A 25,884-nucleotide genomic window follows, 5' to 3' on the forward strand; every position below is an offset into this window, starting at 1 on the left:
AGTGCCCAGATGGTCCGGGCGCACGAGGTCCCACCGGAGGGGACAGTTCACCTCGATGCCCAGGAACTGCGTCAGCTCTTCTCCAGGAACTCCGCGTGCTCCTCGTGGATGAGGTCGGAGACCATTCCGGCCAGGCCGGGATGGCTCAGCAGCTCGGGATCGGCCGCGACGACGTCGTCGGCGGCCACCCGGGCGGCCTCGATCACGTCCTCGTCCTCCAGCAGTGACAGCATCTTCAGCGTCGAGCGCTTGCCGGACTGCGCGGAGCCGAGGATGTCGCCCTCCCGGCGCAGCTCCAGGTCCAGCCGGGCCAGCTCGAAGCCGTCGGCGGTCGCCGCCACCGCCTCCAGCCGCTGCCGGGTCGTCGTGTTCGCCGGGATCTCGCTGACCAGCAGGCACAGCCCGGGAGCGCTGCCCCGGCCGACCCGCCCGCGCAGCTGGTGCAGCTGGCTCACGCCGAACCGGTCCGCGTCCATGATCACCATCACGGTGGCGTTGGGCACGTTCACACCGACCTCGACCACCGTGGTCGCGACCAGCACGTCCAGCTCCCCCGCGCCGAAGGCCCGCATCACCGCGTCCTTCTCGTCCGCGGGCAGCTTCCCGTGCAGCACGCCGACCTTCAGCCCGCGCAGGGGGCCGCTCGCCAGCCGCGGCGCCACGTCCATCACGGCCAGCGGCGGGCGGCGGTCGCTCTCACCGTCCTTGGGCGCCTTGGGTTCCTTGGTGCCCTTGGACTTCTTGGGCGGGGCCTCGTCCTCCTCGCCCTCGGTCTCCCCGATCCGCGGACAGACCACGTACGCCTGGTGGCCCTTGGCGACCTCCTCGCGGATGCGCTGCCACACGCGGTCGAGCCACTTGGGCTTCTCCGCCGCGGGGACCACGGAGGTGGAGATCGGCGACCGCCCCTTCGGCAGCTCGCGCAGCGCCGCCACCTTCAGGTCGCCGTAGACGGTCATCGCGACCGTGCGCGGGATCGGCGTCGCGGTCATCACGAGGATGTGCGGGCTGCCGCCGCCCGCCGCGCGGGTGCGCAACGCGTCGCGCTGCTCCACGCCGAAGCGGTGCTGCTCGTCGACGACCACCAGGCCGAGGTCGGCGAAGCTCACCCGGTCCTGGATCAGCGCGTGCGTGCCGATCACGATCCCCGCGGCCCCGGAGGCGGCGTCCAGCAGCGCCTGCTTGCGCTCCTTGGCCCCCATCGCCCCGGTCAGCAGCGTGACCCTGGTCGCGACGTCGGGCACGCCCAGCTCCCCCGCCCGCGCGAGGTCGCCCAGCATCTCGCGCAGCGACCGGGCGTGCTGCGCGGCCAGGACCTCGGTCGGCGCGAGCATCGCGGCCTGCCTGCCCGCGTCCACCGCCTGCAGCATCGCCCGCAGCGCCACGAGCGTCTTGCCCGAGCCCACCTCACCCTGCAGCAACAGGTTCATCGGGTGGTCGGTGGCCATGTCCGCCGAGATCAGCTCACCGACCTCGCGCTGGCCGTCGGTCAGCGTGAACGGCAGCACCTCGTCGAAGGCGGCCGCGACCCCGCCGTCGGTGAGCGGGCACCTCGGCGCGGGGCGGCTCACCGCGGAATGCCTGCGCTGGGCGAAGACCAGCTGCAGCGCGAGGGCTTCGTCCCACTTGAGCCGCTGCCTGGCGACGGTGACCTCAGCCCAGCTGTTCGGCTGGTGGATCCGGCGCAGCGCGTCGGAGAGCCCGGACAGGCCCGCCTCGGCGCGCATCTCCTCGGGGACCGGGTCGGCGATGCCGTCCCACTGGTCGAGGACCTGCCGGACGCACTGGGCGATGCTCCAGCTCTGGACCTCCTTGGCCGCGGGGTAGACCGGGATCAGCCCGCTGGCGAACTCCTGGACCTCGGTGCCGTCCTCGTCGTCGCCGAGCAGCTTGTACTCGGGATGGGTCAGCTGGAGCTTGTTCTTGTACTGGGAGACCTTGCCCGCGAACAGCGCCCTGGTGCCGGGGAGCAGCTTCTTCTGGTGGCCCTTCTGCTTGAAGAAGGTGATGGTCAGCTGGGCCCGGCCGTCGGTGAGCACCGCCTCGGTGATCGTGCCGGGCCTGCTCGCCATCTGGCGGGTCACGCACGAGCGGACCTCGGCCATGATCGTCACGTGCTCGCCGATCACCAGGTCGGCGATGCGCGTCAGCTCACCGCGCTCGGCGTACCGCCGCGGGTAGTGCCGGAGCAGGTCGCCGACGGTGGTCAGCTCGAGCGCTGCCTCCAGCGCCTTGCCGGTCTTCGCGCCCAGCAGCCGGTCCAGCTTGTCGTCCCATGTGGCCATCGACACCATTCAACCGCGCCCCACCGACAGTCACTCCACACCCATGAGCAACACCGCGTCGGGCTGCCCACCGGGATAGGCGGCCAGCTCGACCTCGGGCCGGGTGTGCCGGAGGTGCTCGGCCAGCGCCTCGGCGACGCCGTCCGGGGCTCCCGCCCCCAGCACCGCGGTCACCAGCTCCCCACCCGCCGCGAGCATCCGATCGGCCAGCCTGCACGCCGCCGAGGTCACGGCGGAGGCGGGCTCGATCAGCACGACCTCGCCGTCCACCATGCCGAGCACGTCGCCGGGCTGGCAGCGGCCGACCCAGGTCAACGCCTCCCGCTGGGCGATCAGCAACTCACCGCGCCTGGTCGCCGCGGCGGCTTCGGCCATCGCCACGACGTCATCACCCGGCCTGCGCGCGGGGTCGTGCACGGCCAGCGCGGCGAGGCCTTGCACCGCCGAGGCCGTAGGAACCGCAACGACGTCCTGTCCGGCCTGTGTCGCTTGCGCGCACGCTTCGTCCACTACGACGTTGAAATGCGTGGAGTTGGGCAAAAGCACTACATGCGCCGCACGACTGCCACTAATGGCGGCGAGGAGGTCTGCGGTGTCCAACGGCTGCGCGGGCGGCACGGTGACCACGACGGCGCCTTCACCGCGGAACAGCTCCGCGATGCCTTCACCGTCCACAATGGCCACTACCGCGCGGTCGCGCACGAAGCGCTTCGGCGCTGCCTCGACCTGATCGGCGAAGCGCACCACGGTGATCCGATGTGGACGGCCGGCCTCCACGCCCGCCTCGATCGCCGCGCCGACGTCATTGCAATGCACGTGCACGGTCCACAAGCCCGCGCCCTCCGGTGTGCCGTCCGACACAACGGACACGCAGTCACCCAGTGCGGCCAGTTCCGCGCGCAGCTTCGTCGTGCGCCGCTCGTCGCTTCCGTCCAGCAGGTACATGACCTCGTACTCGAACTCCGCCGAGCCGCCCTCGCGCTCCGCGTGCAGGTCCTCGGCCAGCCGTGGCAGACGGTGCGGACCGATCGGGCGCTCCACGCGTTCGCCGGTGACCACCTCGGCGAGCGCGTCCAGCAGGACCACGAGGCCACGCCCACCAGCGTCCACCACACCGGCCTTGGCGAGCGCCGAGAGCTGCCGAGGGGTCTCGGCGAGGGCGTCGGCGGCTGCCTTGGAGCTGGCCACCACGACCGCCGCCAGGTCGTCACCGTCGCACTCGCGCGCCGCTGCCGCGGCCGCGTGCAACACCGTCAGGATCGTGCCGGGCGCGGGGTCGGCCACTGCGGCCGTCGCCAGCGCATCTGCCCTGACCAGCGCTTTCCTGATGCCCTCACCCCCGGCCGCCGCGGCACCGGCCCACTCCTCGGCCAGCCCGCGCAGCACCTGCGACAGGATCACGCCGGAGTTGCCCCGCGCCCCCGCCAGCGCCCCCCTGGCCAGCGCGGCGACCGCCGCGCCCGCGTCGACAGCGTTCTCCGCGTCGGCCCTGACCAGCGCTTCGAGCGCGGCGCGCATCGTGTGCAGCAGGTTGGTCCCGGTATCGCCGTCCGCGACCGGGTAGACGTTGATCCGGTCGATCTCCTCGCGGCTCGCCTCCAGCGCGTCCACGCAGGTCACGGCCCATCGGCGCACCGCAGCGGCGTCCAGCACTCCCAGCACCCGCACCATCCCCGCGTCAGCCAGTCGAACGTGGTCGGCGATCACCAGCACCGGAGCGTACCGACGGGGGCGGTTTGGATGCTCGGACCGACTCGGGATAACCTGTGCGGGCTGTCCGGCGTTCTGTCTCCGTGACAGCCTTCCCGAGGCTCACACCTGGGCCTTGAAGTTCTCATTGCACGACAACGGTTGAAGGAGCGCCCGACATGGCTGCCGTGTGCGACGTCTGCAACAAGGGGCCGGGCTTCGGCATGTCGGTCTCGCACTCCCACCGGAGGACGAACCGCAGGTGGAACCCGAACATCCAGACCGTGCGCGCGAAGATCGGTCTCTCGCAGCGCAAGCGGCTCAACGTGTGCACCTCGTGCCTGAAGGCCGGCAAGGTCGTTCGCGGCTGACGCACCCCTGATCTGCTCCAACGGCCCGGGTCGGACTCAGTCCGCCCGGGCCGTTCGGCGTGCCTCGACGCGGTAGGCCGACCGGCGTCCTCGGCGACGTTCACCAGCGCAGTGACCAGGAGCACAACCCCGGGCCGCAGTCCCAGCTCGCCGCGGTTGCGCACTGAATGAGTCATTGAGGTACTGGAGCGCACCGAATGACTCATTCAGTGCGTACAACGCACCTAACGCGGCATTCACGTCGGGCTGGGCGGGGCCAGGCGTGTGGTCTAGGGGAGCTTCCACTCGACCGGTGCGGCGCCCTGCTCCTCAAGGAGCTTGTTGGCCCTGCTGAAGGGGCGCGAGCCGAAGAAGCCGTTGTGCGCGGACATGGGGCTCGGGTGCGCCGACTCCACGCAGGGCACGTTCGGCATGGTGGGCCGGAGGTTGCGCGCGTCGCGGCCCCACAGGATCGCCACCATCGGCTTGTCGCGCTGGGCGAGCGCCCTGATGGCCTGCTCGGTGATCTCCTCCCAGCCCTTGCCGCGGTGCGCGGCGGGCTTGCGCGGCTCCACCGTCAGCGCCCTGTTGAGCAGCAGCACGCCCTGGTCCACCCACGGCGACAGGTCACCGCTGGAGGGCAGCGGCAGCCCGAGGTCCTGCTCGTACTCCTTGAAGATGTTGATCAGGCTGGCGGGCGGGCGCACCCCGGGGGCGACGGAGAAGCTGAGCCCGACCGCGTGCCCGGGCGTCGGGTACGGGTCCTGGCCGACGATGAGCACCCGCACATCGTCGAAGGGCTGTTGGAACGCCCGCAGCACGTTCTCCCCCGCGGGCAGGTACTCCCGACCTGCGGCGATCTCCGCGCGCAGGAACTCACCCATCGCGGCGATGCGGTCCTCGACCGGCGCGAGGGCCTTCGCCCAACCGGCATCCATGATCTCGTTCAACGGTCGTCCAGACACGGGGCGTGACGATAGCGGGCCGCACTCACCCGAGTTCGGCCGCTACCGCCTCGACCATCGCGCTGCGCAGCCGAACGTCGTCGCGTACCCGGGGCTGGTGCTCCATGTGGTAGAACCGCCCGCCGATCCGCCTGGTGTACCTGGCTTGCGGGTTCTTCGTGGCTCCGACCGACGGCCAGTTGCTGCCGTCGAAGACCTCCGTGCGCACGCCTGCCGCGCGCATCCGTTGTGCGATGCGGTGCAGCTGCGCGTGCGGTCTCGCGCTTCCGTTGCTGAGCACCACATCGGGATAGTGGTCCTCGACGAAACCGTGGTACTGCAACACATCCGTGCTCGCGGTGGTCAACCGCTCGTGCACGGCCTGGAAGAGGCTGCGCGGGTTTCGCGCCATGTCCGAAGGCGGTTCCCAACCGTCGCGCGGTCGTCCGTTCGCATAGCGATGTGTGCCTGCCAAAAGGAGCAACGACGCCTGGCAACGATGGAGCGCCTCTACGCCGAAATCGGGCGTATACCTGTCGTGGCGCGGATGTGGCACCTCTACGACCACGTCGCGGTACGGAGGCAGACGGAGGTAGTAGGAGCCCCAACAACGCTTGTAAGCCGCCGTTTCACGCACTATGTGGAAGTCGCCGTGCACAGGGTCGCGCAGCTTCAGGAGTTCGTAGTCGACGCGCGCGAGCAGGGAGACCGCCTCGTCCAACCGGCCGGCGCGTGCGGCGACGATCCCTTCCGCGGCCACCGCGACCTCGGTGGGCCGGCCGACGACGAAGCGGTCACTCCCCTCTTCCGGCAGCTTGTCGTTCTCTTCGAGGACGGCGTCGAGCAGCGACTGGTGGATCAGTCCAACCTCCGGAGCTTGGTGCGGTACTCGGCGATGTTGGCCACGTACATGGCGACGGGAATGTCCACATTGTCCTCGGCGACCTCGAAGCCCTCCCGGATCCGCGCGGGAACCCCGAGCGCCATGCGGCGGCTGGGCACCCGCCCGCCGAAGGACACCACCGCACCGGCCCCGACGACGGCACCCGCGCCGACCTCCGCGCCGTTGAGCACGACGGACCCGGAGCCGATCAGGCAGCGGTCGCCGATGGTCGCGCCCTCGATGTGCACGTTGTGGCCGACAACGCACTCCGCACCGATCAGGGCCGGGTGGATCGGCGTGCAGTGCACCACGGTTCCGTCCTGGACGCTCGTGCGCTCACCGACCTCGATCCGCCCGTAGTCACCGCGCAACACCGCCTGCGGCCACACCGACGCGTGCGCGCGGAGCACGACGTTGCCGATCACCGTGGCATCGGGGTGGACGTAGGCATCGGGGTGAACGTCCGGTACGAGCTCGCCGAGAGCGTAAATGGCCATGTCGCACAGTATCCGGCCACTCAGTGTCAGACCCCCTGTCTACCGTCGCCCCCGTGCTGACGAACTGAGTTCACCAGCGATGACGACGGCAGCACGGTCCACCCACGCGCAGGAGGCGGTGAAACGCGTGCTGACACGACTCCAGGAGAACCCGGCCCGCCCAGGGATGTGGCTGGGCACCGTGCTGGCCCGGCTGGGCGCACTGCCGGGCCGGCTGCTCGCCTACGCGCGCGACCGGCTGGGCACGCCGCACGGGGCCGCCCGAGCCGTTGCGCCGCACCAGGTGCGACGGCCTCCGGTGCTGGTCCCCGGTGAGCCCTGGACGGACCAGGCGATCGCCGAGCTCGCCGCACTGCCGCCGGAGCACGCGCGGTGCTGGGAGGAGCTGCTGCGGCACGCGCTCGCGCTGGTGGCCTCGCGCCCGGCGAAGAAGTGGCGCACCAGGGCGCGGGAGCTGCTGGACGCGCTCGGCGCCGACGAGGTGTTCGGCAGGACCGACCGCTGGCTCGCCACCTTCGCAACGGCGCCGCCCGGTCCGGCGAACGAGCACAACGACAGCGCCGTGCGCGGTCTGCTCTGGCTGCGCACGGTCGCCCCGGAGGAGAACACCAGTCCGCGCCTGCTCGGCATGGTTGTCGCGAGCGCGCTCGCCGGGCAGCCGAGGCGCACCGGGGTGGCGGGTGCCGCGGTGCACGTCCTCTCCACTGTGGACAGTGAGCCCGCGCTGGTGGAGATCGCGCGGCTGGTGAACCGGATCAGCCACAAGCCGACGCTGCGCATGCTCGACCGGACGCTGGCCGTGAAGGCGGACGCACTGGGGATCTCCAGGGGTGAGATCGACGAGATCGCGGTCCCGCGGTTCGGGCTCACCGCGACTGGCCGGGGCAGCCGCACGATCGGCGACGCCGAAGTGGAACTGGTGGTCGAACCGGGCGGCGTGCGCACGCTGTGGCGGGACCACAACGGCACGGCGACCAAGGACGTTCCCGCCGCCGTGCGCACGGAGCACGCGGACGAACTCCGCGAACTGCGCGCGCACATCAAAGACGTCAACGGGACGCTGGCGGAGCAGAAGGCGCGGTTGGAGCGCCTGTTTCTGGAGCACCGGGTCTGGCACTTCGAACAGTGGCGGACGCGGTACCTGGACCATCCGCTCGTCGGCACCGTCGCGCGCAGGCTGATCTGGATCGTCGGTGTGCGCGCGTGCGTGTACTACGAGGGCAGGCTGCGTGGGCTGGACGGACAACCGGTGCCGGCGCGCGCTTCCGACGACGTCGCGCTGTGGCACCCGGTCGACTACGACACCGACGAAGTCCTTGAGTGGCGCGACCTGCTCACCGAACAGGGCATCGTGCAACCGTTCAAGCAGGCGCACCGCGAGGTGTACGCCCCGACGGAAGCGGAGCGGAACACGGAGCTGTTCTCCACGCGTTTCACAGCGCACATCCTGAAGCAGAAGCGCTTCCACGCCATCGCCACCGCACGCGGATGGCAGAACCAGCCTCGGTCCACAATGGACATGAGCTGCCTGCCGACGGTGCGCGAACTGCCGGAGTGGGGACTGCGCGCCGAGCTGTGGGTGGACGGCGTCGGCGACGGCTTCGACGTCGCGGCCACCGAATCGGGCAGTTACCACTACATCGAAACCGAGCACATCCGCTTCTACCCGCTGTTCGCCCCGGAGAACACCGCCTACGCCGCGGGAGCGGGCTACGCGCCCTGGGACGACGCCCATGACGACCTGACCGATCCACTACCGTTGGCCGACGTCCCACCGCTGGTGTTCAGCGAGGTGCTGCGCGATGTCGAGCTGTTCGTCGACGGCGCGAGCATCGGCGCCGACCCCGCGTGGCAGGACGACGGTACCGACGGCACGTATCGCGAGTACTGGAACTCGCACAGCTTCGGCGAGTTGTCCACGGCGGCGACGACGCGGCGAGAGGTGTTGCGGCGCGTTCTCCCGATGCTCCCGATCGCACGACGGTGCACCCTCACCGACCGTTTCCTCGAAGTGCGCGGCGACCTGCGCAGCTACCGGATTCACCTCGGCTCCGGCAATGTGGTGATGGGACCGGACGACCAGTACCTGTGCGTACTGGCACGGCATGCCAAACCCCTCGGCGGCGAGCTGTGGCTGCCCTTCGAAGGTGACCGGATGCTGCGCCTGATCCTGGGCAAGGCGCTGCTGCTCGCGGAGGACTGCGCCATCACCGATCCGGCCATCACGGACCAACTGCGGTGATCAGGAGAGCGACTTGGCGAAGCAGAGACTCAACGGATGGTCCTTGTAGGCGCCGAAGTTCGGAATGCGCTCGTAGCCGTTGGCGCCGTACAGCGCGACCGCCTCCGGCTGCTTCGTCCCGGTCTCCAGCACCATGCGCAGCCTGCCGGCCTCCCGTGCCGTGCGCTCCAGCTCCGCGAGCATGCGCTTGGCGAGCCCCTTGCCGCGCGCGGTGTTCACCACGTACATGCGCTTGATCTCGGCGTCGCCGTCCAGGAACTGGGGATCGTCGCTGTCGTGCGCGCGCCACCCGCCGCACACGACCGCCTCCCCACCGAGGTAGCCGACGATGAACAAACCCAGTGGCGGGGCGAACTCGGCCGGATCCACCGGGGTGATGTCCTCGTCGCCGTAGCGGACGACGTACTCCTGCTGGACCTCCGCGATCAGCTTGGCCGCGTCAGGGTGGTCGTAGCCGACGACGCGCAGCTCCAAGTCGAGCATCACCATGTCCCGAACCCTAAGCGACCAGGCACGTGGATAGGAATGCATTTTCCCGCATTCTTATCAGCGCCAGTGCTCCCAGCCGTTGGTCGGCCCCTCGTAGGGCCTGCCGTCCACGGTCACCCCGGAGCCCTTGCCCACCCAGCCGATGGGATGCCAGTCGTCCGGCACCTGCCCCGGAGTGGGGAAGGCGGCGACCAGCGCGTGGTCCTCGCCACCGGTGAGCATCCAGTGCAGCGGATCGGCGCCGAGTGCGGACGCGACGTCCAGAAGGCGTTGGTGCACCTCGAAACCCTCGGTGCGGACGTTGATCGCCACCTCGGACGCGGCGGCCATGTGCCCGAGGTCGGCCAGCAGGCCGTCGGAGACGTCGAGCATCGCGGTCGCGCCCGCGCGGGCGGCTTGCGGCCCCGCGGCATAGGGCGGTTCGGGCACGCGCTGCGCACCGACCACGGCCACCGGAGAGCGGAATCCGCGCCCCAGCACGGCCAGCCCGGCCGCGGCCCAGCCGAGCCGACCGGCGTAGGCGAGCACGTCCCCGGGCCGCGCCCCGGAGCGGGTCACGGGTGCCCTGCCTTCAAGATCGCCGAGCGCCGTGACGGAGATCACCAAGGTCTCCGAGGTGACCATATCCCCGCCCACGACACCGATCCCGGCGTTCGCGGCCTCCTGCCACATGCCGGCGAACAACCCGTCCGCCAGCTCCACGCGGGTGTCGCCGGGGCACGCGAGCCCGACGAGGACCCCGGTCGGCACCGCGCCCATCGCGACGATGTCGGCGAGGTTGACCGCGACCGCCTTGCGGCCCACCTGCTCCGGGTTCGACCAGTCCAGGCGGAAGTGGACCCCTTCGACGAGCACGTCCGTCGAGGCCACCACCCGGCCGTCCGCCGCGGCCACCACGGCGGCGTCGTCCCCGGGCCCGAGCAGCGTCGGCGGCGGCTGCGCCCGGCCCTCGGTCACCCGGCGGATGAGCCCGAACTCGCCGAGCCCGGCGACCGTCTCCGCGTCACGCGGCGGCTCCGGACGCACACCCACCTCCGACCCTGAGCGACCCGACCCCCGGCTGGGGTAGCTTTTCGTGCACGTTCCTACCCCGTGCAGACAGCTCAAGACGAAGGGGCACGCCGTGGTCCAGGCATACATCCTGATCCAGACCGAGGTCGGCAAGGCGGCAGCCGTCGCCGCCGAGATCGCCACCATTCCCGGCGTGATCAGTTCCGAGGACGTGACCGGTCCCTACGACGTGATCGTCCGTTCGGAGGCGGAGACCGTCGACCAGCTCGGCCAGCTCGTGGTGGCCAGCATCCAGGGCGTCGACGGCATCACGCGCACGCTGACCTGTCCTGTGGTCCACCTCTGACCCACCGCGCCGGTCACGGTTTCCGGGCGCCGCCCCCGGAAGGCCACCCCGTCCGCGCGCATGTTGTAGTAGCCGGGTGCCCGACAAGCCCACGGACAACGCGTTCCCTCGACCGCTGGTGATCCTGGCGGTCGGGCTCCCGGTGCTGCTGGCCGTCGCGGTCGGCGCCATCGGTCTCCTCTCGGGACCGGCGGAGCACCTCGATCCCGGGCACCAGCAGGAGATCTCCACCGCGCGGCGCACCGGCCCGCTCGCCCTGCCCCCGGTGCCCGCGCCCGGAGCGAGCACCCCCGAGTGCCGCGCGCTGCTCGACGGCCTGCCCGCGGAACTGACCTCGAACTCCGCGAAGCTGCCGCGCAGGCAGCTCGCCGAGCCCGCGCCCGTGGCCACCGTCGCCTGGGGCAGCCAGGAGGTCGACCCGATCATCCTGCGCTGCGGGCTCGGCAGGCCCGCGGAGCTGAGCCAGACCAGCCCGCTGCTGGTGGTCGGCGGAGTGTCCTGGCTGGAGATCGCCGAGCCCGGTGTGAGCACTTGGGTGGCGGTGGACCGGCCGGTGTACGCGGTCCTCACCGTGCCCAAGGACGCGGGAACCGGACCGCTGCAGGAGGTCTCCGCGGCGATCGCGAAGACGCTGCCGCCGCGCTCGCCCGACCTCGTCGGCACCCCGCCGGGGCAGGGTCCGCCGCACTCGATCCCGCCGACTCCCACTCGCTGACACCGCCCCACTCTGCAGGTTGTGCGTACCGACGACGATCAGCGCAGGCCGGTGCCCCTGGCGATGGCGGTCTCGATCAGCGTGGTCAGCAGGGTCGGGTAGTCCACGCCCGTGACCGCCCACACCTTGGGGTACATCGAGATCGGGGTGAAGCCGGGCATCGTGTTGATCTCGTTGATGATCGGCGTGCCGTCGGCGGTGACGAAGAAGTCCACCCGCGCCAGGCCCTGGCAGTCCAGCGCGTGGAAGGCCGCGACCGACATCGCGCGGATGCGCGCGCTGAGCTCGTCGTCCAGCTTCGCCGGGATGTCGACCTCGCAGGCCTGGTCGGCGTCGAGGTACTTGGAGTCGAAGTCGTACCAGTCGGCGGCGGCGCTCTCCAGCATCCGGATCTCCGCGGGGAGGCTGGCCTCGACCCGTCCGTCCGGGAACTCCAGCACGCCGACCTCGATCTCGCGGACCACGCAGCCCTTCTCGACGAGGACCTTCGGGTCGGTCCGGCGGGCCAGCTCGATCGCGGCGTCCAGGTCGGCCCAGTCGGTCACCTTCGAGATGCCGATGGAGGAGCCCGCGCGGGACGGCTTGACGAACACCGGCAGGCCGAGGCGCTCGCGCTGCTGCTCGGTCAGCGTGGCCTGGTCGCGCCGCAGCACCTCGTAGGGCACGCTCGGCATGCCCTCGGCAGCGAGCAGCTTCTTGGTGAACTCCTTGTCCATGGACGCGGCGCTGGCGAGCACGCCGGGCCCGACGTAGGGCAGTCCGGCCATCTCCAGCAAGCCCTGGATGGTGCCGTCCTCGCCGAAGGCGCCGTGCAGGACGGGGAAGACCACGTCGATGCCGGAGAACACGTCGCCCGCGCGGCCGGGCTCCAACAGCACGACATCACGCCTTGTCGGATCGCCCGGCAGTACCACAGCGGTACCGTTCTCCGGCACCTCCGGAAGGCTGCGGTCACGGATCTCCAACGCTTTTGGATCATCTGTGCCCAGCACCCAGGCCCCGTTCGGGGCGATTCCGACCGGAACGACCTCGAACCGGGTGCTGTCCAGGTGGGTCAGCACGCTGCGCGCTGACACGCAGGAAACCCCGTGTTCCGTGCTGCGACCACCGAAAACAACCGCGACCCTCGTCCTGCGTTCTGCCATGCCCGTGACCCTACCGGGGGGCCGTCGACCCCCTCCGAGCCGACTTGACCCTGGTGAGACCGTCATGGTGTGCAGCAGTGCGAGCTCGTCGACGAGGTGCGGGAGGCGGTCCGGGAACCGGGCTGCCCTCGGCTGCGCGCGAGCCTCGTCGCCGATCTCGTGCGCTCGGTCACCGGATTCCACTGGGTCGGGATCTACCAGGCGTCGCCGAGCGCGGTCGAACTGCTCGCGTGGAGCGGCCTGCCCGGTCCCGCGCACCCGCGCTTCCCCCTGGCGGAGAACCTGACGCTGGAGGCGGTGCGCCAGGCGAAGCCGCTGGTCTGCAACGACGTCGCGGGAGATCCGCGCTACGTCGCGGCCAGCGACAAGATCGGCTCCGAGGTGATCGTCCCGGTGGTCGAGGACGGCCGCGTCCTGGGCACCCTCGACGTCGAGGACTGCCGCCCCGGCGCGTTCACCGACGCCCTGGTGGCGAAGCTGCTGGCGATCGCGGCGGAGCTGGTTCCGCTGTACGAGGAGCAGCACGCGCTCGACTGAGCAGGTCCACCAGCACCGGCAGCGCGCCGTCCAGCTCGCGCCGGGTGCACGCCGTGTAGCCGACCGCCACGCCGAACCAGGCGGGCGTGCCGACGTGGTGCCGTTCGAGCCCGTCGAGGAGCAGGCCCTGCCGCCGCCCCTCGGCGAGCGCCTCGCGTTCGGCCTCCGGTGAGGGCATCGGGACGATCAGGTGGCCGCCCGCCTCATCGCCCACGGTCGGGATCCCGGCTTCGGAGAACGCCAGGACCAGCGACGCGCGCCGCTCCCCCAGCTCCCTGCGGAGCCTGCGCAGGTGCCTGCCCAGGTCGCCGTGCCTGGCCAGCTCGACCAGCACCCGCTGCCCGGCCGCCGAGGGCGAGGTGCCCGTGAGGTCGCGGTAGCTGATCACCTTCGCGGCGATCTCCGGCGGGGCGACCATCCAGCCGGTGCCGAGCCCCACGGTGAGGATCTTGCTCGTGGTGCCGAGGTGCACGACCACGTCGGGGGCCAGCGACGCCAGCAGCGGCAACGGGGCCACGTCGTAGCGCATTTCGCCGTCATAATCATCTTCGATGATCAACCATCCGCGTGCACGCGCCCGTCCGATCAGCTCGCTGCGCCGTGTGGCTGGCAGCCTGCCACCGAGCGGGTACTGGTGCGCGGGCGAGCAGTACACGGCAACGACGTCGTCCGGGATCTCCGACACCACGAGCCCGTCCTGGTCGACAGGCACAGGCACCACGCGGAGTCCTGCGGCGCGAAAAGCACCTACGGCACGCTGATAGCCGGGTTCCTCCAACGCGACCGCAGCGCCTCTCGGCAACACAGCCATGGCCAACTCCCCCACGGCGGCCGTTGTGCCCGCTGTCGCCAGAACCGCGTCTTCTGGCGCACTGGGCACTACGAGGCCGCGGTGCCGCAACAGGTGCTCGGCGACCGCAGCGCGGTAACTGGGCAGACCGGCGCGCTGTGGGCGCAGCAGCGGTTCCGCCTCCGCGGCCGCGCGCCACGCCCTTCGCCACGCGGCGGTCTCGATGCCCCTCCCGAACCCTGCGCCAGGAGCGAGGTCGAGGCCGCCGCCGACCTCCGGGCTCGGGTTCGTCACCACAGCACCGGGTCCTGGTGCGGGAGGCGTAGCGGTGACGAACGTGCCCGAACCGTGCTTGCCGTCGAGCCAGCCCTCCGCGTGCAACTGGTCGTAGGCGGCGGCCGTCACGGTCCGGCTGACCTTGAGGTGGGTGGCGAGTGCGCGTGTCGAGGGCAACCGGTCGCCGCTGCGCAGGTGCCCGGTCGTCGCGGCGGCGCGCAGCGCGTCGGCGAGCTGGGCCGCGAGCGGGCGAGGACTCGCACGGTCCAACGTGATCGGCAGTTCGACCGGTAGCACGGCAGTGGCCTTCCAAAGTTGCGCGGCGGTGGCTATTCGATAATGCCACTTCACCGGACAGTCTGGATCCGTGACGAGACCACCGCTGTCCCCGACCGAACGCAGCACCATCCAGCGCGGCAAGCAGCGCGCGGCCACGGAGCGCTCGGATCTCGACGACGTGCTGGACGCCGGGCTGATCTGCCACCTCGGCGTGGTGGTCAACGGCGCGCCAGTGGTGCTGCCCACCTGCTACGGCTGGCAGGACAACACGCTCTACGTGCACGGCTCCACCGGCGCGAGCACGCTGCGGACGGCGATCGCGGGCGCCGAGGTGTCCGTGGCGATCACGGTCCTGGACGGGATCGTCTACGCGAGGTCGGTGTTCCACCACTCCGCCAACTACCGCTCCGCCGTGGTGCACGGGCGGGCGCGGCTCGTCGAGGACCCGGACGAGAAGCTGTGCGCGCTCGCCGTGATCACCGAGCACGTCGCCCCGGGTTCGTGGGACTACACGCGCGGACCGAGCCGGAAGGAGCTGGCGGCGACCTCCGTGCTCGCGCTGGAGCTCACCGAGGCCGCGGTGAAGATCCGGCGCGGTCCGCCCGGCGACGACGAGGCGGACGTGACCGTCGACTCCTGCTGGGCCGGAGTCCTGCCGGTGCGCCAGGTCTGGGGCGAGCCGGAGCCGTGCCCGCTGCTGCCGCCCGGCGTGGCCGTGCCCTCGCACGTCGCGGCGCGGAGGGCATCGGTTCGTGCCTAGGTGTACTGATCAGAGAGGTTGCGAACGGTCCGACACGTAGTCCGATGATGTTGGATGAGGGAGGGCCTCCGGGTTCGGTGTGGATTGCGACGTCTGCACCGAGCCGAACGGAGGCCCTCGTGTCCCACCGTAATGCTCCGCTGTCGGAGACCGGAAGGCTGCGGCTGGCCCGGTGTGTCGTGGAGGACGAGTGGCCGCTTCGACAAGCGGCACAACGCTTTCAGGTGTCGGTGAGCACGGCGCAACGATGGGCTGGCCGTTACCGGAACGAGGGCGAGCCGGGCATGGCCGATCGCTCGTCGCGTCCCCGAACCAGCCCACGACGCACCCCGTCCCGGACCGAGCGCCGAATCGTCAAGGTCCGGCTGGCACGACGGTGGGGACCGGCGCGGATCGCCTATCACCTGCGGTTGAATCCCTCCACGGTGCACCGGGTACTGACCCGCTTCGGCATGGCGCGGCTGGCTCATCTGGACCGGGCCCGCGGTGTGCCGGTCCGTCGCTACGAACGCGACGAACCGGGTGAGCTGGTCCACGTCGACATCAAGAAACTGGGCAACATCCCCGACGGAGGCGGTCACCGCGTGATGGACCGCTCCACCGGCAACCAGCACAAGAAAGTCACCACGACAGCCCGGTACCCGCACGGCAAACCCAAGATCGGCTACAGCTACCTGCACAACGCCGTCGACGATCACTCCCGGCTGGCCTACACCGAGATCCTGTCCGACGAAAGCAAGCATGCCGCCGTCGCGTTCTGGGCACGAGCGCAGGCGTTCTTCGCCACACACGGGATCACCGTGCAGCGCGTGCTCACCGACAACGGCTCCTGTTACCGCTCCCGTGACTGGCGCCAGGCCCTCACCGCCGCCGGGATCACCCACACACGCACCCGCCCCTACCGGCCACAGACCAACGGCAAAGTCGAGCGCTTCAACCGCACCCTGCTCGACGAATGGGCCTACGCCCGCCCCTACCGCTCCGAGACCGAACGACGAGCATCCCTGCCCCAGTGGCTGCACACCTACAACCACCACCGCGGCCACACCGCACTCGCAGGCCACCCACCCGCCAGCCGCGTTCCCAACCTCTCAGGACAGAACACCTAGGACTTGACGACCGGACCGACGAAGAGGTCCTGGCGGTACTCCGTCATCCCCTGCCTGCGCGGGCCGAAGACGTGGATGCTGACGGCCGGGTCCGGGCTGGAGTTGCGCACTTCGTGCACGTAGGACGGCCCGAACACCCGCGTCTGCCCGGTGGTCAGCGCGTGCACGAGTTCGACCGGCCTGCCGTCCGCGCCGACGCGGGCGACGCGCTCCACCAGGGAGCCCTGCACCACGGTGAACGCACCCTGGCCGCCGTTGTGGTCGTGCAGTTCGGTGTGCTGGCCCGGGAGCCAGCTCATCAGCCAGACCTCGTGCTCATCGGTTTTCTCCAGCAGCCCCACCCAGCGGTCGGCCGGGTCGTAGCGCAGGCGGTGCGCCCAGCGGGAACGGTCGGCCGCGACCCGGAGGGCGATCCTCGACGGGTGCAGCAGGGCGGGACGCTCGGTGGGAACGGTGTTGGGCGGAACGGCGAACATCGGCGTGGTCCTCAGGAATGTGGTGACGGGGGCGGGCGCACGCGACGTCGCCGGTCAGGCGGACGGGATCGGTGCGGCCACGCGTGAGCAGACGGGGCGGATCACCACGAAAGACAGAGCGCGCTGGCAACCCGGACGAGGGCGATGTGGCCCATCCGGTGCGTCATGGCGCGCGAAGACATGCCTGAATCGAACAGGAGGCCGACGCGGTGCGTCAAGTCGCTACAGCATCGAGGGCTTGAATCACATCCGCGACGAGATCGTTCGCGTCCTCGACCCCCACGGACAGCCTGACCAGCCCTTCCGGCACGGGGTCGCCCCACTGCGCCCGCCGGTCACCGGTGCTGTGCAGTCCCCCGAACGAGGTCGCCGCAGACACCAGCCGCGCGGCGGCGACGAACCGGTCCGCGGTCGCGGCATCGGCGAGTTCGATCGTCACCACGCCCGGGAACCGCCGCATCTGCTCGCGCGCGATCTCGTGCGCCGGGTCCTCCGGCAGGCCGGGCCAACGGACCTTGCGGACGGCGGGGTGCGCGCCCAATGCCTCGGCGAGCGCGGCGGCGTTCTCGCTCTGCCGCGCCAACCGGAGGTCGAGGGTGCCGAGGCTGCGGTGCGCCAGCCACGTCTCGAACGGGGCGGGTACGGCTCCGCCGAGGGTGCGCGCCTTGCGCAACCGCTCTGCCAGCGCGTGGTCCACTGTGGACACGTGGCCGAGCAGGACGTCGCTGTGGCCGGTCAACGCCTTGCTGTCACTGGCGACCACGAAGTCGGCACCGAGCGCGAGCGGGCGCTGACCGAGCGGCGTCGCGGTCGTGTTGTCCACCGCGACGAGGGCGCCCGCTGCGTGCGCACTGTCCACAAGGGACCGAATATCGCAGACGTCGAGCCACGGGTTGGACGGCGTCTCCAGCAGCACCAGGCGGACACCGGTGAAGTCCGGCCACGGCCCGGGCGTGGGCACCTCTCGGACCGAGACGTCCATCTCCTCGGCGATGAAGGTCCGCGTGGCGAAGTAGCCGTCCGAGGGCACCACGACGGCGTCCCCGGACCCGAGGAAGGCTCGCAGCAGCGTGCTGATCGCGGCCATCCCGGACGGGAAGAGCACGCACTCGCCGCCGTCCAGCTCACCGATCGCCGCTTCCAGTGCGCGCCAGGTGGGGTTGCCCGCCCGCGCGTAGTAGTCCGGCCGGGCACGACCGGCGGCGCCGTCGAGGTGGTAGGCCGTTGCGAAGACCGGCCCCGCCAGCAACGGCTCCCCGACGACCGGCTCGGAGTGTCCTGAGTGGACACACCGGGTCCCATCGCCCCAGTCCTGGCTCATGAGCGCTCCGGCTTCTGCTTGCGGCCCAGCAGTTCAGCGACCATCTCGCGCGGTTCGATCTCGCCGTCGCACAGCCGCTGCACGGCCTCGGTGATCGGCATCTCGACGCCGTTGCGCGTGGCCAGCTCCCGGATCGACGAGCACGACTTCACGCCCTCGGCGACCTGACCGTGCGCGGCCTCCTGCGCCTGCGCCAGGGTCTCCCCCCTGCCGAGGCGTTCACCGAAGCTGCGGTTGCGCGACAGCGGTGACGAGCACGTCGCGACCAGGTCGCCGAGCCCGGCCAGCCCGGCGAAGGTCAGCGGGTCGGCACCGAGCGCCGCGCCGAGCCTGCTGGTCTCCGCCAGCCCCCTGGTGATCAGCGAGGCCGCGGTGTTGGTGCCGAAACCCAGCCCGACCGCGATGCCGCAGGCGAGCGCGATCACGTTCTTGCACGCGCCGCCCAGCTCGCAGCCCACCACGTCGGTGATCGTGTACGGCCGGAAGTACCCGGTGGCGCAGGCGCGCTGCAGTTGCACGGCGCGGTCGTGGTCGGGGCAGGCGATGACGGTCGCGGTCGGCTGGCGCACCGCGATCTCCATCGCCAGGTTGGGTCCGGAGACGACCGCGACCTGGTCCTCCGGTACCTCGGCGACCTCGCGCACCACCTCGCTGATCCGCTTGAGCGTGCCCAGTTCCACCCCCTTGGAGAGGCTGACCAGGGTGACGCCGGGGGGAAGCAGCTCGCGCCAGCGCGCCAGGTTCTCCCGCAGGTTCTGGCTGGGCACGCCCAGCACGACCACCTCGGCGCCGTCCAGCGCCTCCGCCGCGTCCACAGTGGATCGCAGCCGCTCCGGCAGGGTGATCCCGGGCAGGTAGCCGGGGTTCTCGGCGCGCTCGTTGATCGCGTCGGCCACCTCGGACCTGCGCGCCCACAACATCACGTCCCGGCCCGCGTCGGCGAGGACCTTGGCGAAGGTCGTCCCCCAGGAACCCGCGCCGAGGACGGCGACGCGCTGCGCGCTCACCTGTCCTCCTCCTGCTTGTCCTTGCGGGCCTTGCGCGGGGAGTAGAACTCGGTCGGCGCCTGCTCCTCGCGGACCTCGGCGAGCAGGTCGCGCACCTCGCCCATGAGGTGGTCGGTGACCTCGCGCAGCAGCTCGTTGTCCACCGCACGGCCGCGGAACTTCGACAGGTCCAGCGGGTCGCCGACGCGGACGACGACGGTCTTGCGCGGGAACAGGCTCAGCCGCTTGCGCTTGTGGTCCCACACCCGGTGGGTGCCCCAGTGCACCAGCGGCAGCACCGGGACCGAGCCGTCGACGCAGTGCTCGACCGCGAGCCGGGCCACCCCGGTCCTGGACACCATCGGCCAGAACTCCGGGTCCTTGGTGAGCGTGCCCTCCGGGTAGATGGTCACGACCTTGCCCTCGGTGAGCGCCTTGTCGGCCGCCGCCAGGCTGTTGCGCGCGTCCGCGGTGCCCCGGCTGACCGGGATCTGCCCGGCGCCGCGCAGGATGCGGCCGAGCACCGGGATCTTCCACAGGCTGTCCTTGGCCAGGAAGCGCGGCACCCGGCGGGCCTGGTGCACGAACACCGCGGCGTAGGGCGGGTCGAGGTGGGAGATGTGGTTGCCGACCAGCAGCACCCCGCCCTGCCGCGGCAGCTTGTCCCGGCCCTCGAACCTCCGCCTGGCCAGCAACCTGGTGCCCGGATAGAAGATCGCCGCGGCGACACCCACCCAGAAGCCGCCCTTTTCCCTGGCCACGCGTTGCCTCCCGTTCACGGCCCCGCCGAGCGCGGGGTGAGGTGAGTCTTCCCGGAGCAACGCCGTCAGGTCCAGCCGGACGCCGAACCGGGACTTGGGGTAAGGATGAACCGTGTCCTATGAGGTCGATCTGGTGGTCCCGGTGAAGTCGCTGCACCGGGCGAAGTCGCGACTGCTCGGCGCGGCGGACCGCGGCAGGCGCGATCCCGGCGCCCACGCGGCCCTCGCGCTCGCATTGGCGCTGGACACCCTGTCCGCCGCGGCCGCGGCTCCCGGGGTGCGCCGAGTGGTGGCCGTCACATCGGACGCCGACGTCGCTTCAGCGGTGCGGGAAATCGGGATCGAGTCGATCCCGGACATTCCGGACCGCGGGCTCAACGAGGCGCTGCGGCACGGCGCGCGGGTGCTCCGCGAAGCCGATCCCCTGGCACGGCTCGGCGCGCTGCAGGCCGACCTGCCGGCGCTCCGGCCGAGCGAGTTGGCCGCCGCCCTCGCCGCGTCCGACGGGGGTCGTGCGCACTGCCCGGACCGCCAGGGCACCGGGACGACGCTGTTGCTGGCGGGCGTCGGTGGCGAGCTGGACCCGCACTTCGGACCGGGCTCCTCCGCGGCCCACACCGCGACGGGAGCACGGCCGCTGCTGGGCGAGTGGCCTTCGCTGCGCTGCGACGTGGACACCGAGGAGGACTTGGCGGCCGCGACCGTTCTCGGCCTCGGCCGCCACACCGCGGGCCGGTTCTGCCCCTCCACGAGCTAGCAACAGGCGGTCGAGCCCGCGCAGTCCCGCCCGGTGGAACAGGCGACAAAGCGCCGCTCCACGTCGAAGTAGTGCGCCGAGCAGAGAAGCGCGCCGTTGCCCGGCGAGGTCGTGCGGTCTCCAACACTCCGGCAGTGCGCATCCGTGAAGAGCTTCTCCGGCGTGGCGCTGGATCCACCGCGACGTCCCAGCACCCTTCCGGCCTGAGCATGATCTTCCTGGACGACCGCGCAGGGGCTATCGTTCGAGCCGTGAGCACTCCTGACCAGGCGATCCCGCGACAGGCGACGGTGCACTCCGTGCTGCCGGACGGCTCGGTCACCGTGCTCGACGACAACGGCCTGCTGCACGACGCGACCGCGGAAGCCGTGCGCGCGGGCGGCTGGCGCGCTCCCCGCGCCGGGCAGCGCGTGGCGTTGCGGCACGAGGACGGCGAGATCGTCGCGGTCCTGCCGCCCACACGATCATGAGTTCATCTCGGCGTCGTGACAGGTTCACCACTCCGAGTGCCTCGAACAGCGCTGACCCGCCCGCGGTGCGGAACAATGGGACAACGTGAGCCCGGACAGCAGCGAGAGCAGACCAGCAGGCCGTTCCGCGGGAGGCGACCCGGCGCACCAGCGCTCCGTCCCACCCCCGCCGGCGGCCACCAGGCTGGCCGTGCCGACGGACCTCCCCGACGACCGGTACTTCAACCGGGAGCTGGCGTGGCTGGACTTCAACGCCAGGGTGCTCGCCCTCGCCGAGGACCCGTCGGAACCCCTGCTGGAGCGGGCGAAGTTCCTGGCGATCTTCGCGTCCAACCTGGACGAGTTCTACATGGTCCGGGTCGCCGGGCTGAAACGCCGGGACGAGACGGGCCTCTCGGTGCGCAGCGCGGACGGCCAGTCCCCGCGCGAGCAGCTGGCCCGGATCTCCACCCGCACCCAGGACCTGGTCGAGCAGAACGCGAGCGTCTTCCTCAACGAACTGCGGCCGGAGCTGGAGAAGCACGACATCCGCATCGTCGAGTGGGACGACCTCGACGACGCCGACCAGATGCGCCTCGGCACGTACTTCACCGAGCACATCTTCCCGGTGCTGACCCCGCTCGCGGTCGACCCGGCGCACCCGTTCCCCTACATCTCCGGGCTCTCGCTGAACCTCGCGGTGACCGTGAAGGACCCCGAGGACCGGACGGAACGCTTCGCCCGCATCAAGGTCCCGGACAACGTGCCCCGGCTGGTGCGGGTGGAGCTGGACAAGGACGCCGACACCGCGACCTTCCTGCCGCTGGAGGACCTGATCTCCGCGCACCTGGACAAGCTGTTCGCCGGCATGGAGATCAGCGAGCACCACGTGTTCCGGGTGACCCGCAACGCCGACCTGGAGGTGGAGGAGGACCAGGACGAGGACCTGTTGCAGGCGTTGGAGCGCGAGCTGTCCCGCCGCCGCTTCGGCCCGCCGGTCCGCCTCGAGGTCGAGGAGTCGATGAGCGAGCACATGATGGAGCTGCTGCTCCGCGAGCTCGACGTGGACCCGCACGACGTGGTCGAGGTGCCGGGACTGCTGGACCTCAACTGCCTGTGGCAGCTCTACGCGCTGCACCGGCCGCAGCTGAAGAACCCGACCTTCGTGCCCGCGACGCACCCGGCCTTCGGCGAGGGCGAGACGCCGAAGAGCGTGTTCCAGACGCTGCGCGAGGGCGATGTGCTGGTGCACCACCCGTACCACGCCTTCTCCACCAGCGTGCAGCGCTTCATCGAGCAGGCCGCGGCCGATCCGCACGTGCTCGCGATCAAGCAGACGCTGTACCGGACCTCCGGTGACTCGCCCATCGTCGACGCGCTCATCGACGCCGCCGAGGCGGGCAAACAGGTCGTGGCGCTGGTCGAGCTGAAGGCGCGCTTCGACGAGCAGGCGAACATCAAGTGGGCGCGCACGCTGGAGCGCGCGGGCGTGCACGTGGTCTACGGGCTCGTCGGCCTCAAGACGCACTGCAAGACCGCGCTCGTGGTGCGCCAGGAGGGCTCGACGATCCGCCGCTACTGCCACATCGGCACCGGCAACTACAACCCGAAGACCGCGCGGCTGTACGAGGACCTGGGCCTGCTGACGGCAGAACCCTCGGTGGGCGCGGACCTCACCGACCTGTTCAACGTGCTGACCGGGTACGCGCGGCAGAGCACCTACCGGAGCCTTCTGGTGGCCCCGCAGGGGGTTCGGCGCGGCATCATCGAGCGCATCGAGCGGGAGATCGGGCACGCCGCGGCCGGGCGCCCCGCGGGAATCCGGCTCAAGGCCAACGCCGTCGTCGACGAGCAGGTGATCGACGCGCTGTACCGCGCATCCCAGGCCGGGGTGCCGGTGGAGATCGTCGTGCGCGGGATCTGCGCTTTGAAACCGGGAGTTCCGGGGCTGTCCGAAACGATCCGGGTGCGCTCGATCCTCGGCCGCTTCCTTGAGCACTCCAGGGTCATCCACTTCGCGGGCTGCGACGAGTACTGGATCGGCAGCGCGGACATGATGCACCGCAATCTGGACCGCCGGGTCGAGGTGCTGGTGCGGGTCACCGATCCCAAGCTCACCAGGGACCTCTCGGCCATGTTCGACATCGCGATGGACGAGGGGACCCGCTGCTGGGTGCTCGGCCCCGGCGGAGGCTGGACGCCGTCCCCCGCGGAGGGCGAGAAGGTGCTGGACCTTCAGATGGAGATGCTGCGGCGGTACGGGGCGAAGGCGTGAACGAGATCGTGGTGCCAGAGATCAGGGCGGCAGGGGCCGTGCTCTGGCGGTGGGACTCCTCGGGCAAACCCGAGGTCGCGGTGGTGCACCGCCCCCGTTACGACGACTGGACGCTGCCCAAGGGCAAGCAGGACCCGGGCGAGACCATCCCGGCGACGGCGGCGCGGGAAGTCCGCGAGGAGACCGGGTTCGTCCCCGTGCTGGGCAGGAGCCTGGGCCGGGTCCGCTATCCGGTGACCACAATGGACGGCCGAAGTGGACAGAAGGTCGTCGACTACTACTCCGCCAGGGTGGCGGGCGGGCAGTTCGTGCCCAACGACGAGGTCGACGCGCTGCGCTGGCTGGGCCCGGAACAGGCCGCCGTGCTGCTGAGCCGGAACACCGACCGCACCGTCCTGGACGCTTTCACCGCGCTTCCGCCCGACACCACGACCCTGCTCCTGGTGCGGCACGCGAAAGCCGGAAAGCGGGACAAGTGGGAAGGTGATGACGATCTCCGGCCGCTCAGCAAGAACGGTGTGAAACAGGCCGCGGCACTTCGCGAGCTATTGCCGCTCTTCGGTCCGGACCGGGTGTACTCGGCGCCTCGGGTGCGCTGCACGCAAACCGTGGAAGGCCTCGCGGAGGACCTCGGTGTACCGATCCGGGAAGAACCGGTGCTGAGCGAGGAAGGCTATTGGCCGCACCCCTCCGACGGCGTCGGCAGGCTGCTGGAGATCGCCGCGGAGGGCGGCACCCCGGTGGTCTGCAGCCAGGGCGGGGTGATCCCGCACGTGGTGGAGCACCTGGCCCGCTCCTCCGGGGCCGCCACGCCCGCGCTGGCCGCCCGCAAGGGCAGCCTGTGGGTGTTGTCCTTCACCACGGCGGGCGGCGGCGCCCCGGTCCTCGCGGCCGCGGATTACCTGGCCAGCCCGCTACCCAGAGAAGTGACTGATCAGTCCTGAGTGGACGCCGAACGCGAAAGAAGCGGGGCCCGGTCCGTGACGGACCGGGCCCCGCTTCGTCAGCAGGCACCGCGCGCGGCGGTGAGCTGTCCTACTTCTTGGCGCGAGCCGGCTTCTTGGCGGCGGCGGGCTTGGCCGCGGCCTTGGCCGTGGTCGCCTTCTTGGCGGCCGGCTTGGCAGCTGCCTTCGCGGTGGTCGCCTTCTTGGCGGCCGGCTTGGCAGCTGCCTTGGCCGTGGTCGCCTTCTTGGCTGCGGGCTTCGCTGCCGGCTTGGCGGCGGCCTTGGCCGTGGTCGCCTTCTTGGCGGCGGTGGGCTTCGCGGCGGCCTTGGTGGCCGGCGCCTTGGCCGCGGTCGCCTTGGCACGCGTGGTGGTCTTCGCGGCCGCGGCGGTGGCGCGGGTGCCCGCCTTCGCGGTGGTGGTGGTCGCCTTCTTGGCAGCGGCGACCTTCGGCAGCTTCTTGGTGCCGCTGACCACGTCCTTGAACGTGGTACCGGCGCGGAAGGCGGGGATGTTGGTCTTCTTCACCTTGACGGTCTCACCGGTGCGCGGGTTGCGCGCGGTGCGAGCGGCGCGGGCGCGCTTCTCGAAGACGCCGAAGCCGGTGATCGTGACCTTCTCGCCCTTGTTGACGGTGCGGACGATGACGTCCACGAGACCGTCCACCGCGGTGTTGGCGGTCTTCTTGTCACCAAGGCGCTCCGCGAGCGCCTCGATCAGCTGGGCCTTGTTCACTTTCAGTCCCTCCCAGGACAGTCACGGCCCAGTCGGGCCGACTACTTGGCCCAAGATAGGCCCAACAGAGCGCATTCTCCACACGCCACGCCCAAAAACCTTTACGGCACGCGAGAATTGCGCCCTTCCGAGCTACAACCCCTGGGGGGCCTGTCCTGGGAGGGAAAAACCGATTAGTGCTGCTCAATCCCCTTTGGCAGTAGCGGATCCGCCCGGTTTCAGGCCCCGGACGCGGTCTGTGTCACGGGAAGCCAGGCCGGACGATCACGTTCAAAAAAGTCGATCTCTTGGGCGTGTCGCAGGGTCAGTCCGATGTCGTCGAGGCCCTCCAGGAGCCTCCAGCGGGTGTAGTCGTCGATGTCGAAGCCCGCTGTGAAGTCCTTCGCGCGGACGGTCTTCGCCGTGAGGTCGACGGTGATCTCCGTGCCCGGCTCGGCTTCCAGCAGCTTCCACAGCTGCTCGACGTCGGACTGCTCGCAGCGGGCGGCCAGCAGCCCGGCCTTGCCGGCGTTGCCGCGGAAGATGTCGGCGAACCGGGAGGAGACCACGACCCGGAAGCCGTAGTCGGCAAGTGCCCACACGGCGTGCTCCCTGGAGGATCCGGTGCCGAAGTCCGGCCCGGCCACCAGGACGCTGCCCGCGCGGAAGGCGTCGTCGTTGAGGACGAAGTGCTCGTCGGCCCGCCAGGCCGCGAACAGGCCGTCGGCGAATCCCGTGCGGCTGACCCGCTTCAGGTAGACGGCCGGGATGATCTGGTCAGTGTCCACGTTGGACCGCCGCAGCGGGACGCCGACACCGGTGTGGGTGGAGAACGGTTCCATGGTCGTGAATCGCC

The 25,884-nt window shown here is 70.8% G+C and carries 26 protein-coding genes; 11 read left to right on the forward strand and 15 right to left on the reverse strand.

Annotated elements, in window-relative coordinates:
* Positions 1–71: 71 nt before the first annotated feature.
* Together recG and BLT28_RS20635 are read right to left on the reverse strand one after the other, a co-directional pair.
* Positions 72–2,285 carry an ATP-dependent DNA helicase RecG gene (gene recG / locus BLT28_RS20630; protein ID WP_030430571.1) on the reverse strand — a complete coding sequence of 738 codons (2,214 nt, stop codon included), beginning with the start codon at positions 2,283–2,285 and terminating at the stop codon, positions 72–74.
* A 30-nt stretch (positions 2,286–2,315) separates the two neighbouring features.
* Positions 2,316–3,992, reverse strand: coding sequence for a DAK2 domain-containing protein (locus BLT28_RS20635; protein ID WP_322788483.1), 1,677 nt, complete (start codon positions 3,990–3,992; stop codon positions 2,316–2,318).
* A 161-nt stretch (positions 3,993–4,153) separates the two neighbouring features.
* Between BLT28_RS20635 and rpmB the strand changes: the two genes are divergently transcribed.
* Positions 4,154–4,345: a 50S ribosomal protein L28 gene (gene rpmB, locus BLT28_RS20640; RefSeq protein WP_030430573.1), complete on the forward strand. Its 192-nt coding sequence runs from the start codon at positions 4,154–4,156 to the stop codon at positions 4,343–4,345.
* A gap of 269 nt (positions 4,346–4,614) precedes the next feature.
* Here rpmB and BLT28_RS20645 read toward each other — a convergent pair whose 3' ends face one another.
* The 3 genes from BLT28_RS20645 to BLT28_RS20655 all read right to left on the reverse strand — a co-directional run bounded on the left by BLT28_RS20645 (position 4,615) and on the right by BLT28_RS20655 (position 6,648).
* A complete protein-coding gene (locus BLT28_RS20645) occupies positions 4,615–5,289 on the reverse strand; it encodes a uracil-DNA glycosylase (RefSeq protein WP_030430574.1) in 675 nt (224 codons plus the stop codon).
* 25 nt (positions 5,290–5,314) lie between these two features.
* Positions 5,315–5,680, reverse strand: a complete 366-nt coding sequence (locus BLT28_RS20650) for a hypothetical protein (RefSeq protein WP_030430575.1) — start codon at positions 5,678–5,680, stop codon at positions 5,315–5,317.
* A 446-nt stretch (positions 5,681–6,126) separates the two neighbouring features.
* Complete coding sequence (locus tag BLT28_RS20655; RefSeq protein WP_030430576.1) at positions 6,127–6,648, reverse strand: gamma carbonic anhydrase family protein; 522 nt, start codon at positions 6,646–6,648, stop codon at positions 6,127–6,129.
* A 127-nt stretch (positions 6,649–6,775) separates the two neighbouring features.
* Between BLT28_RS20655 and BLT28_RS20660 the strand changes: the two genes are divergently transcribed.
* A complete protein-coding gene (locus BLT28_RS20660) occupies positions 6,776–8,890 on the forward strand; it encodes a DUF4132 domain-containing protein (RefSeq protein WP_162184866.1) in 2,115 nt (704 codons plus the stop codon).
* On the opposite strand, the gene BLT28_RS20665 is transcribed toward BLT28_RS20660, so the two are convergent.
* Together BLT28_RS20665 and BLT28_RS20670 are read right to left on the reverse strand one after the other, a co-directional pair.
* The gene (locus BLT28_RS20665; protein ID WP_407638822.1) at positions 8,891–9,373 is read right to left on the reverse strand and encodes a GNAT family N-acetyltransferase; all 483 of its coding nucleotides are present in this window, start codon (positions 9,371–9,373) and stop codon (positions 8,891–8,893) included.
* 63 nt (positions 9,374–9,436) lie between these two features.
* A complete protein-coding gene (locus BLT28_RS20670; protein ID WP_030430579.1) occupies positions 9,437–10,405 on the reverse strand; it encodes a thiamine-phosphate kinase in 969 nt (322 codons plus the stop codon).
* A gap of 97 nt (positions 10,406–10,502) precedes the next feature.
* Here BLT28_RS20670 and BLT28_RS20675 point away from each other — a divergent pair, with 97 nt between their 5' ends.
* The gene (locus tag BLT28_RS20675; RefSeq protein WP_030430580.1) at positions 10,503–10,736 is read left to right on the forward strand and encodes an Lrp/AsnC ligand binding domain-containing protein; all 234 of its coding nucleotides are present in this window, start codon (positions 10,503–10,505) and stop codon (positions 10,734–10,736) included.
* 76 nt (positions 10,737–10,812) lie between these two features.
* Positions 10,813–11,451, forward strand: coding sequence for a DUF3515 domain-containing protein (locus BLT28_RS20680; RefSeq protein ID WP_081900413.1), 639 nt, complete (start codon positions 10,813–10,815; stop codon positions 11,449–11,451).
* A 38-nt stretch (positions 11,452–11,489) separates the two neighbouring features.
* Here the strand turns inward: BLT28_RS20680 and BLT28_RS20685 are convergent, their stop codons facing one another.
* Entirely contained in the window at positions 11,490–12,596 is a 1,107-nt protein-coding gene (locus BLT28_RS20685) for a D-alanine--D-alanine ligase family protein (RefSeq protein ID WP_030430582.1), read from the reverse strand.
* 69 nt (positions 12,597–12,665) lie between these two features.
* Between BLT28_RS20685 and BLT28_RS20690 the strand changes: the two genes are divergently transcribed.
* Positions 12,666–13,133, forward strand: a complete 468-nt coding sequence (locus BLT28_RS20690; protein WP_030430583.1) for a GAF domain-containing protein — start codon at positions 12,666–12,668, stop codon at positions 13,131–13,133.
* Here BLT28_RS20690 and BLT28_RS20695 read toward each other — a convergent pair.
* Positions 13,051–14,496, reverse strand: coding sequence for an aminotransferase-like domain-containing protein (locus BLT28_RS20695; protein ID WP_063766607.1), 1,446 nt, complete (start codon positions 14,494–14,496; stop codon positions 13,051–13,053). The genes BLT28_RS20690 and BLT28_RS20695 overlap by 83 nt on opposite strands.
* 70 nt (positions 14,497–14,566) lie before the next feature.
* On the opposite strand from BLT28_RS20695, the gene BLT28_RS20700 reads away from it, so the two are divergent.
* Both BLT28_RS20700 and BLT28_RS20705 read left to right on the forward strand, forming a co-directional pair.
* Complete coding sequence (locus BLT28_RS20700; RefSeq protein ID WP_030430585.1) at positions 14,567–15,238, forward strand: pyridoxamine 5'-phosphate oxidase family protein; 672 nt, start codon at positions 14,567–14,569, stop codon at positions 15,236–15,238.
* A 119-nt stretch (positions 15,239–15,357) separates the two neighbouring features.
* Positions 15,358–16,347: an IS481 family transposase gene (locus BLT28_RS20705; protein WP_052408308.1), complete on the forward strand. Its 990-nt coding sequence runs from the start codon at positions 15,358–15,360 to the stop codon at positions 16,345–16,347.
* Here BLT28_RS20705 and BLT28_RS20710 read toward each other — a convergent pair.
* From BLT28_RS20710 to BLT28_RS20725, 4 genes are all read right to left on the reverse strand, one after another.
* Entirely contained in the window at positions 16,344–16,823 is a 480-nt protein-coding gene (locus BLT28_RS20710; RefSeq protein WP_030429117.1) for a cysteine dioxygenase, read from the reverse strand. The two genes, BLT28_RS20705 and BLT28_RS20710, sit on opposite strands and share 4 nt — an antisense overlap.
* 214 nt (positions 16,824–17,037) lie before the next feature.
* Positions 17,038–18,144, reverse strand: coding sequence for a cystathionine gamma-lyase (locus BLT28_RS20715; protein ID WP_030429116.1), 1,107 nt, complete (start codon positions 18,142–18,144; stop codon positions 17,038–17,040).
* Positions 18,141–19,151 carry an NAD(P)H-dependent glycerol-3-phosphate dehydrogenase gene (locus tag BLT28_RS20720; protein ID WP_030429115.1) on the reverse strand — a complete coding sequence of 337 codons (1,011 nt, stop codon included), beginning with the start codon at positions 19,149–19,151 and terminating at the stop codon, positions 18,141–18,143. Before BLT28_RS20720 ends, BLT28_RS20715 begins: the two co-directional genes overlap by 4 nt.
* The gene (locus BLT28_RS20725; RefSeq protein WP_043811094.1) at positions 19,148–19,891 is read right to left on the reverse strand and encodes a lysophospholipid acyltransferase family protein; all 744 of its coding nucleotides are present in this window, start codon (positions 19,889–19,891) and stop codon (positions 19,148–19,150) included. Before BLT28_RS20725 ends, BLT28_RS20720 begins: the two co-directional genes overlap by 4 nt.
* Before the next feature lie 112 nt (positions 19,892–20,003).
* Here BLT28_RS20725 and cofC point away from each other — a divergent pair, with 112 nt between their 5' ends.
* From cofC to BLT28_RS20745, 4 genes are all read left to right on the forward strand, one after another.
* Positions 20,004–20,648: a 2-phospho-L-lactate guanylyltransferase gene (gene cofC / locus BLT28_RS20730; protein ID WP_030429113.1), complete on the forward strand. Its 645-nt coding sequence runs from the start codon at positions 20,004–20,006 to the stop codon at positions 20,646–20,648.
* Positions 20,649–20,899: 251 nt separating this feature from the next.
* The gene (locus BLT28_RS20735) at positions 20,900–21,118 is read left to right on the forward strand and encodes a hypothetical protein (protein WP_156050804.1); all 219 of its coding nucleotides are present in this window, start codon (positions 20,900–20,902) and stop codon (positions 21,116–21,118) included.
* Positions 21,119–21,203: 85 nt separating this feature from the next.
* Positions 21,204–23,372: an RNA degradosome polyphosphate kinase gene (locus BLT28_RS20740; protein WP_030429111.1), complete on the forward strand. Its 2,169-nt coding sequence runs from the start codon at positions 21,204–21,206 to the stop codon at positions 23,370–23,372.
* Positions 23,369–24,316, forward strand: coding sequence for an NUDIX hydrolase (locus BLT28_RS20745; protein WP_407638734.1), 948 nt, complete (start codon positions 23,369–23,371; stop codon positions 24,314–24,316). The genes BLT28_RS20740 and BLT28_RS20745 overlap by 4 nt, the downstream gene beginning before the upstream one ends.
* Positions 24,317–24,407: 91 nt before the next feature.
* On the opposite strand, the gene BLT28_RS20750 is transcribed toward BLT28_RS20745, so the two are convergent.
* Positions 24,408–25,049, reverse strand: coding sequence for an HU family DNA-binding protein (locus tag BLT28_RS20750; protein ID WP_030429109.1), 642 nt, complete (start codon positions 25,047–25,049; stop codon positions 24,408–24,410).
* Positions 25,050–25,267: 218 nt separating this feature from the next.
* Entirely contained in the window at positions 25,268–25,870 is a 603-nt protein-coding gene (leuD, locus tag BLT28_RS20755; protein ID WP_030429108.1) for a 3-isopropylmalate dehydratase small subunit, read from the reverse strand.
* Between the last annotated feature and the right edge of the window lie 14 nt (positions 25,871–25,884).

Source organism: Allokutzneria albata, from assembly GCF_900103775.1.
Classification (GTDB): Bacteria; Actinomycetota; Actinomycetes; order Mycobacteriales; family Pseudonocardiaceae; genus Allokutzneria; species Allokutzneria albata.